This window comes from Carboxylicivirga taeanensis, from assembly GCF_051851475.1.
GTDB lineage: Bacteria > Bacteroidota > Bacteroidia > Bacteroidales > Marinilabiliaceae > Carboxylicivirga > Carboxylicivirga taeanensis.
Genome location: NZ_JBPUSJ010000015.1, coordinates 82,084 through 90,298 on the forward strand (window position 1 = coordinate 82,084; position 8,215 = coordinate 90,298).

Sequence of the window (8,215 nt, forward strand, 5' to 3'; positions counted from 1 at the left end):
GAGTGAAAATCTAAATAACACCATAATCATGGCACAAAGAAAATCCCCAAAACAGCTGCGGACTATTCAGTTTAAGATATACCTGACGGAATCGGAGAAGCAAAAGATTATTGCAAGCGTTAAACAAGAAAAATACAATTCCATCAGCGACTATGCCCGTGAACGGCTCTTGAAAGAGCGTCTGTCAAAACGGATAACTGTCAGTGCCGATTACATTCGCGTTTTTAAAACCATGGATTACAATCTGACCAAAATCGGCACCAACCTGAATCAGGTGGCACATAAGCTCAATGCCTACAATACCTATATGCTGACCGAGGAGGACAAGGAAACCTTTAAAGCATGTTTTGAGCACCTGAAAAACTGCTATCGTATACTGGGACAGCACTTGCGCAAAATCAAATAGACCGTGGTTATCAAGATTCACCAGACCCATTCGACAAAGGAGGCTCTGAACTACAATGAAAGCAAGGTGGAGCAGGGGCAGGCCCGGTTTTTTTACAGCAAGAACACCACTGAACTAAGGCCTTTTGCTTATCCATCATCTCAACGCTTAGGGCAATTACTGGAAATTGAAAAGGGCAATAAGCGTTGTCGGAACAAGTGCTTTCATGTATCGGTGAATCCAACAAACGAAGAGCTAGTGAAACTTACTAAAGAAGGCTTAAAAAAAGAGATAGATGCTTTTATGCAGCACATGGGCTATGGACATCAGCCTTACTTTGTGTACGAGCATGCAGACTTAAAACGCACGCATTTTCATATCGTCTCCACCCGCATTGATGTGCAGACAAGAAATAAGATAAAGGACAATAATGAAAAGCGTAAAGCTCATCAGTTTATCCAGGGACTTCAGCAACGATATAAATTGGATACGACAAAAACGGAGCTGGATAAAGTACAACTCATTCCAACCATCAATAGTCCGATCCTACATGAAGGCATTCAACAAGTGTTTAAGCTGCTCAATCAGTCCAATATTCAAAACCGGCAGGAATACCTGGATATTTTGAAATCCTTTAACCTGCAACTATACCAGTCGGAGCAAGGTCAATCGGTTATCGTTAAAGACCAGGATGGTCAGATTTTGCGCTATCCCATGGCCTTATCCCAGTTTATAGAGCCACCCAACTATTCTACGTACCAGCTGCATCAGCCAGATGAAAAGCTACAGCAGAGATTACAACAGAAAGTGGAGAGTCTGCTTAAGGAGTTAAATAGAAACTACCGCTTTTACACCATTTATGAGTTGCGAGAAATGTTTATAAGGAACAACCTTTTGCCGTATCAGCTTTCAAAGAATGGCAACCTGAATATCTACTCCCCTTTGGACAAAACGGTTGTGGATGCGCAGCTGTTGCTAAATAGATACAGGATGCGTTTGCAAACATTTGTCTTAAGTAATGACCAGTTTCACGGTATGATTCGTGAGTTGACGCATCAACTAGAGCAAAAACATGTTAATATAACTGAAGCCATACTTGATAAAGAACAATCGGCTATAGGCGATAGTGAAAGCCGAAATCTTGTTTTAAAAGAGCTGAATTTAAGCGATTGTGAAGTGTATAATCACCTGGCAGCTCAGCTTGATAGTCAGGAGAAGGCAACTGTTCTTGAGGCCATCAAATCCCATTTGGCTTTTATGGTGAATAAGGCGATTGATAATGCACATTCAACTTCCAAATCCTACAACAATAAGTGGGATAGAAGCTGGTGGGAAAGGCTAAATCATCAGTTCCTATTAGAGCTGTTGAATTATCGGGATTGGCAGAAAAAAATGGGTGCAAAACATCGCAAAGGAGCCAGGAAAGGTTTGACAAAAAAACGAAGTAGACGAACCTAAACCCACCCTGGCAGTAATGCGAGATACAATTGATAAATAGCATCCAATTTGAGAAATAAATATTGATTTACAGGATCAAAACCCGCTGTTTCTGAATTTCATTTTCCAATCACATGTAAATATCAAATCTACAAGGGTTAAGTTAGATTAACAGATAACCTCCCGCACATAATACATAATCAAATTTTGCCTTCTTTTCTATCAGTATATCAAAGCTGTTAATTGATGGGTGGATAATATTTATCAATTGGATGCATGTTGTTTAAAGAAATACTTTAATTTAGTATGCACTAATCGAGAATAGCCGCCTCAGGGGGAGAATCATTATGAGGTGGAATCATAAAGGAACTTTTTATGTATCTGCAGTTGGATGCGGATATAGATTTGTTGTATCTGCATAATTTTAGGTGGTATAAATAATGTATCGGCTAACGATGTGTGGATATAAGTTAGTTGTGCAACATTAAAAAAAGAACCCGACAAAATAAATATGAATTCAGAGATACAAATAATATTAGAGGACAAAAATCCATATAAGCAAGGTAATTGCTTTGAGAGAATTGTTAGAGAAATTATTGAGTCACATCGATATGAGGTTAGTTCAAATATTAACTTCACAGGAATGGAGCTGGATTTGATTGGGAAACATAAAGATAGACCTAATGAAACATTATATGTTGAATGTAAAGCTAAAGAAAAAGTTAGCTCAGCTGAAATATTAACATTTGAATCAAAAGTAAGATTCAAGAAGGTTAACTATGGCTACTTTATTCGGACTAAAGAACTAGAGCATCAAGCAAAAGGAATTGTTGAAGAAATGCAAGCTGATGAGCGTTATAATCACATTACTTTCTTTGAGCCTAAGAAAGTTATAAAGCTGTTACAGGAGTCAGGTCAAATTAAAACTGCGACGGAATTTCCAAAGAAAATTACTAAGAGTATTTTAGCAATAACATATTTCGGAGATTACTATATTCACCTAATTAAAGATTCACTGGGGTCCGTACCTAAATCATTTTATTTGATAAACGCCAAAACAGCTGAACCCATAGACGATGATAAAAATCTTGAAATATTAAAAGAAAAAATTCCTTCAATAAAAAATCTGGATATAGAATTAATTTCAGCAGAAAAAACTGAGCCTACTTTAGAAAAACAGAAAATTGAGATTGAATCAATATCAGAAGTACAAGAGAGTGAAAACTGGTATGATTATTTACCAGCATCAACCAAACATATTGTGGGAAGAGACCAAATTCGTACTGATATTTTTAATTTCTTCAATAAAGCACTCTCTAATGAATCTAACAGACGAGTATTCTATCTTACAGGTAAATCAGGTTGGGGTAAAAGTTCTTTAGTTGCAGATTTAAAAGGTCGTTGTAGAAACAAGTATTATAAAAACAAATATTATTCTTTAGCAATTGACTCTCGAAGTGCGCTTTCTTCAAACTTTGTTGCTTTATCTTTTGAGAAATTAATTAAAAAAGCAATATCGGACAGTTTTATAAAAACAGATTTATTCGCAAAAGAAATATCATTTACGTCAACCTTTGATTTATTAAACTCAGAGTCTGTTAAGGAGTTACTTAAGTACTTAAAACAAAGCAATAAAATACTAATATTGATATTTGACCAATTTGAAGATATTTTCAGAAAGGACGACCTATTTAAAACCTTTTATAAATTTTTAGCTGATGTAACTGATTTGAAAGGAAATTTGATTGTTGGATTTTCATGGAAAACTGAGATTCTCATTCCAAGTGAAAATGAAGCTTACCATTTGTGGCAACAAGCAAAGGAACAAGCAGAAGCGTTTTCAATACCAGAATTCGGTTCAAAAGAGACAAATGGAATAATTCTACAATTGGAAAAAAGTATTGGTAAAGTAGATACTGACATTAAGAGAAGAATTGTAGAAAGCTCACAAAATTTTCCGTGGTTAACAAAAAAACTATGCATTCATATTTACGACCAGATTAAAGCTGGCAAAGATAAATCTACACTAATTGATGAAAACCTAAATATTGAGGAATTATTCAAAACAGATTTAGAAAAACTAAGCCCAACTGAAACTTCTGGTATTAAATATATTGCTCAAAGAGCATCAGATAGTCTGTTTTTTGAAGCATCTGAGGTTAATGATAAAATATCTGAAGACGTAATAAATTCGTTGAGAGATAAACGATTAATAATTAGGTCTGGATTAAACTATAACATCTATTGGGATATTTTTAGAGATTACCTTGTAACTGGAGAGGTTCCTCGTATAGGTGAAAGCTATATAATTCGTTCAAGTGTTAATACTTGTCTTGAGATATTTACGACTTTTGAAATTGGTAAAAGTATATCCCCAAATGAAATCAGAGATAAAAGAGAAAAGGATATAACTATACCAGCTATTGAAAACAGTTTAATTGACCTAAGGAATCTTGGACTTGTTAAAAAGCTTGAGAAAGAAGAGAAATATGCCTTAGCTATCAAAAATATTAAAGTTACAGAAGTATACTTCAAAGAATTTATTACAGAAAAATTTAAAAATTATTCAATTGTTAACCAATTAGAAGAAAATAAATCAATAATAACTTCTGACAAAATAATTGAAATATTTAAATCCAATTTTAAAGGATATAGTTTTCAAGATAGCACATGGAAGATTTATGCTAATTTTCTTCTTAATTGGATAGCCTTTAGCAATCTTAAACTTAAAGATAATATTGAGTTGCCAACAAAAGGTGGAGGTCTTAAAAGGAAATTTTATAAAAACCTAGAATCAAACCTTGAAAGTGTTTTTCCTAGAAAATCGACAAAACAGATTATACCTTTTATTGAAAAAATACCAAATGATTTAAACCTTAATACTTTAGATACAAATGTAATTCGAGATTTGGCACTTTTAGGTTTTGTTGAGCTGAAAGGTGGACAATTTGAATATACAGCAATCTGTGAAAAACTTGATAATACCAATTTCGAAAAAGTACTTGTCAAACAGGCATATAAAGTTCCAAAAATAAAACAAGCTACAGATTATATTGATAATTATGTTGGTAGAAGTTCTGCGAAAGGTTTGTTGAGAAATTATCCAGATATTTTAGATGCAAGTCTAGCACATGGTTCAAAAGTAATCTATGCTGGATATTTAATGCAATGGGCAAAGTATATAAAGGAAAAATCAACGTTGCACAACATTTTGTATAAGTAATGGCAGGCAATGCGCCAAATATCAAGGTTTATAACCCGCTCAAACTGCGTAGCGGTTTGAGCGGAAAGAAGCCCGCAATCTGCCACTACTCATACAATTTACCGTTAGCGGTCAGGCAAGAAAACAGCGGTAGAATAAATAGATAAAATAGTATAAAAATGAGATTGATAATAATTATTTGTGTGACTATAATGTCATTTGCTTCATACTCAGAAGCATCAAAGACGGATACTTTACTATGTAACATTGAAAAAAGAATATATGACAACTTTTTATACTCATTTAGAGTTCAAGATATTACTAAGTTGACAGAATTAGATAGTTTATTGGAGATTAATGAAAACAAGCAACTTTCCACTTATTGGAAAAGTTATAACCAGTATTATCAATCTTTATATTATCTGAAAAATGGTAATAGAGAGCTTAGCCAGAAGAAGATAGAGACAGCTATTACTCAATTAGAATTACAGGCTGACAAGGATTCTGAAACCTATGCGTTAATTGCATTTCTGCAAAATTATTCAATCCAGTTTGTTAGTTCAGTAGAAATAGGAGAATTAAAAGAAAAAATCAATAAAAATGCTAACGAAGCGGTGAAACTAGACAATGAGAATTTACGAGCATGGTATGTCCTTGGAAATTTTGATTTACACTTGCCTGCCAGTTACGGAGGAGGACAGAAATGTGAAGAGTATTTACTAAAGGCAATTTCATTGAAAGAGAATAGCAAAGAAGATTGTCGGTTACCAATGTGGGGCAAAAATCAAGCGTATTATTCGCTAGTTTCATATTATAATGGAGTAGGAAAAACAAAGAAAGCCCAAAAGAAATTAAAACAAGGATTAGAGCAATATCCAGATGATTATATGCTTAATAGATTAAAAGATAAAATAGAAGAATAAAGCCCGAACCGCTAACAATGTATATACAAAATAGGCTAAATAGTAGTAAAATCAACGATTGTAGCTCGCTTCAACTTCTCATCGGTTTGATAGGTTTGGAGCCCGCAATCCCTTACGGCATCATACACTCACCGTTAGGGGCAAGCAGAACAAAAGACACAGCACTATGAAAGCTAAATTTTTAGGACACGGACTTGACACAAAAAATAAATTCAATGTTGGAAAACAACTTGCTGTTTCGTTTGCCAGTCCTAAATATGATACCTTTAATGGTTTCGTCGCATTTGCTGCAATTTCAGGAGTAAGATTGTTAGCTCCATACATTAAAAAGGCTCAAGAAAATTATAAACAGATTCGCTTTTTTATTGGAGTTGATAATAGAGGAACATCAAAAGAAGCTCTTGAACAACTAATTAATGAGAATATTGAAACCTATATTTATCACGACACAAGAGAATATATAACGTATCATCCTAAATTATTCATTTTTGAGGGAGAAAAACATACCCGAATTATTATGGGTTCCTCAAATCTTACAAGTTCAGGAATTAAAAATAACATAGAGGCTTCAATTCAGCTTGACTTTTTTACTAAGACTGATAATCAAGGGAAAAAAGTACTCGGTGAAATTAAAGAATATTTTGAGGATTTATTAAATCTATCATCTACTAAACTCAGATTACTTGACAGTAAATTACTCAAAGAACTGGAAAGTCAAAACTTACTTTTTAATCAGTCAAAACGTGGAGATAAAATAACAGAACCAAAGTCTATTGATGGTTCAAAAGAAAATGACCAAGATGAAAGTATTGAAGTTTCAGAGTTTGATTTAGATTCAGGAATAGAACAAAAACATTTAAAATCAAAAATAAGAGAACGTCATTTTACTGCATATGATTATGAAAGATTTGAGATTTTACTTGAACGATATGTAATCTATAAAAGAGATGTCAATCCATCAGGAATTGTAAGTAAGCACCCTGAAACCGATGAGGAAAGAGAATTATTCCGTTGGTATCAAAAAATGAATGCACTCTATAACAAAAACGAGTTGCCACAAGACATAGAGGATAGATTAAAAAGTGTTGATTTCCCATTTGCAGGTGTCGGCAGGTTGAGAAAAAGATTAATTAAATGGGATAAGGATTTTGAAAAACTCGTTGACTATAAAAATAAGGTCAACCCAAATAGTAACTTTACTCATGTTCCTCAATTTACCGACAAATTAAATCCTTATTATAAATTAGGTACTTGGTGTGCTTACCAAAAGCAACGCAGAAAGGGCAATCCAAACTATCCTCCACCCTGGACACAACATGAAGAGGATAAAATGAATTCGATTAATTTCGTTTGGGAGCCATCTCATGCAGGAGGAAGGTCGTCAGATGATGAATGGACTGATAATTTAGTTACTCTTGAGAAATATTATAGCAAAAAAGTAAATTACAAAACTGTACCATCTCAAAAAACAAGAGTCGGACATTGGGTAAATGACCAAATGACATTTAAGGTGAGACAGGAAAGAGAGAATAGAACCGACTTGATAAGTCCAATTAGGATTGAAATGCTTGGTGATTTACTTGCAAGAAATGGTATCGAATGGGAATGGGAAAAACAAAAACATCGAGAAGGTATTGAAAAGAAATTAAATAGTTGGAGGAAAATTCAAGAAATAGATAAAATTGGAAAAAACAATTATTTAACTGATAAAGAAAAGAAAGAAATCAAAAAAATGCGCGATGATGTGGCACAATTGAGAAGTCAAAGCAAGAGATGGAATAATGATAAAAACAGATGGAAATATGAAATACTTGATAAAGCTGGATTTCCATATGATAAACCATAGAATGCCAGCCCCTAACACGCGGTCATAAGTAATGCGGGGCGATGTGGTAATTTGAACATGTGTACAATTAATAAAATATATAGCGGTTTGAAACTGTGGCGCTTTGAAATGCCAAACGCCCCATATTCTCACCGTTATACCCTATTTAAAAACCGACATATGAACAAGTTGATAACGATTTTTTTAGTTTTTACAACCAACTTAATTTGTGGACAAAGTTTTCCTGGCAAAGACCTGAAATTTATTGGAAATGTAAAGACAGTTAATCAACTTGAATTTAAAGTCGTGGAGAAAGATGGTAAAATCCTAAAAGGAGACACTATTGATTGCTCATATCTTAAATATGAATTTGACGATAAAAACAGACTTATATCTGAAGAGGCTTGCTTATTAGACCTCCTTTCTTCCTATAAATATAAGTA

General features: G+C 33.7%; 6 protein-coding genes. All 6 read left to right on the forward strand.

Features of this window, described 5'->3' with window-relative positions; genetic code table 11:
- Nucleotides 1-28: 28 nt before the first annotated feature.
- The gene (locus tag ACSX1H_RS16955; RefSeq protein WP_439185427.1) at nucleotides 29-406 is read left to right on the forward strand and encodes a plasmid mobilization protein; all 378 of its coding nucleotides are present in this window, start codon (nucleotides 29-31) and stop codon (nucleotides 404-406) included.
- A 3-nt stretch (nucleotides 407-409) separates the two neighbouring features.
- Complete coding sequence (locus tag ACSX1H_RS16960) at nucleotides 410-1,843, forward strand: relaxase/mobilization nuclease domain-containing protein (protein ID WP_439185428.1); 1,434 nt, start codon at nucleotides 410-412, stop codon at nucleotides 1,841-1,843.
- 490 nt (nucleotides 1,844-2,333) lie between these two features.
- Nucleotides 2,334-5,045 (forward strand): restriction endonuclease, encoded by a 2,712-nt coding sequence (locus ACSX1H_RS16965; protein ID WP_439185429.1) that lies wholly within the window; start codon nucleotides 2,334-2,336, stop codon nucleotides 5,043-5,045.
- Nucleotides 5,046-5,203: 158 nt separating this feature from the next.
- Nucleotides 5,204-5,947 (forward strand): hypothetical protein, encoded by a 744-nt coding sequence (locus ACSX1H_RS16970; RefSeq protein ID WP_439185430.1) that lies wholly within the window; start codon nucleotides 5,204-5,206, stop codon nucleotides 5,945-5,947.
- 166 nt (nucleotides 5,948-6,113) lie between these two features.
- The gene (locus tag ACSX1H_RS16975; protein ID WP_439185432.1) at nucleotides 6,114-7,793 is read left to right on the forward strand and encodes a helicase associated domain-containing protein; all 1,680 of its coding nucleotides are present in this window, start codon (nucleotides 6,114-6,116) and stop codon (nucleotides 7,791-7,793) included.
- Between the two features lie 159 nt (nucleotides 7,794-7,952).
- Nucleotides 7,953-8,215: hypothetical protein (locus tag ACSX1H_RS16980; RefSeq protein ID WP_439185433.1), on the forward strand; the 263-nt coding region annotated here is incomplete at its 3' end.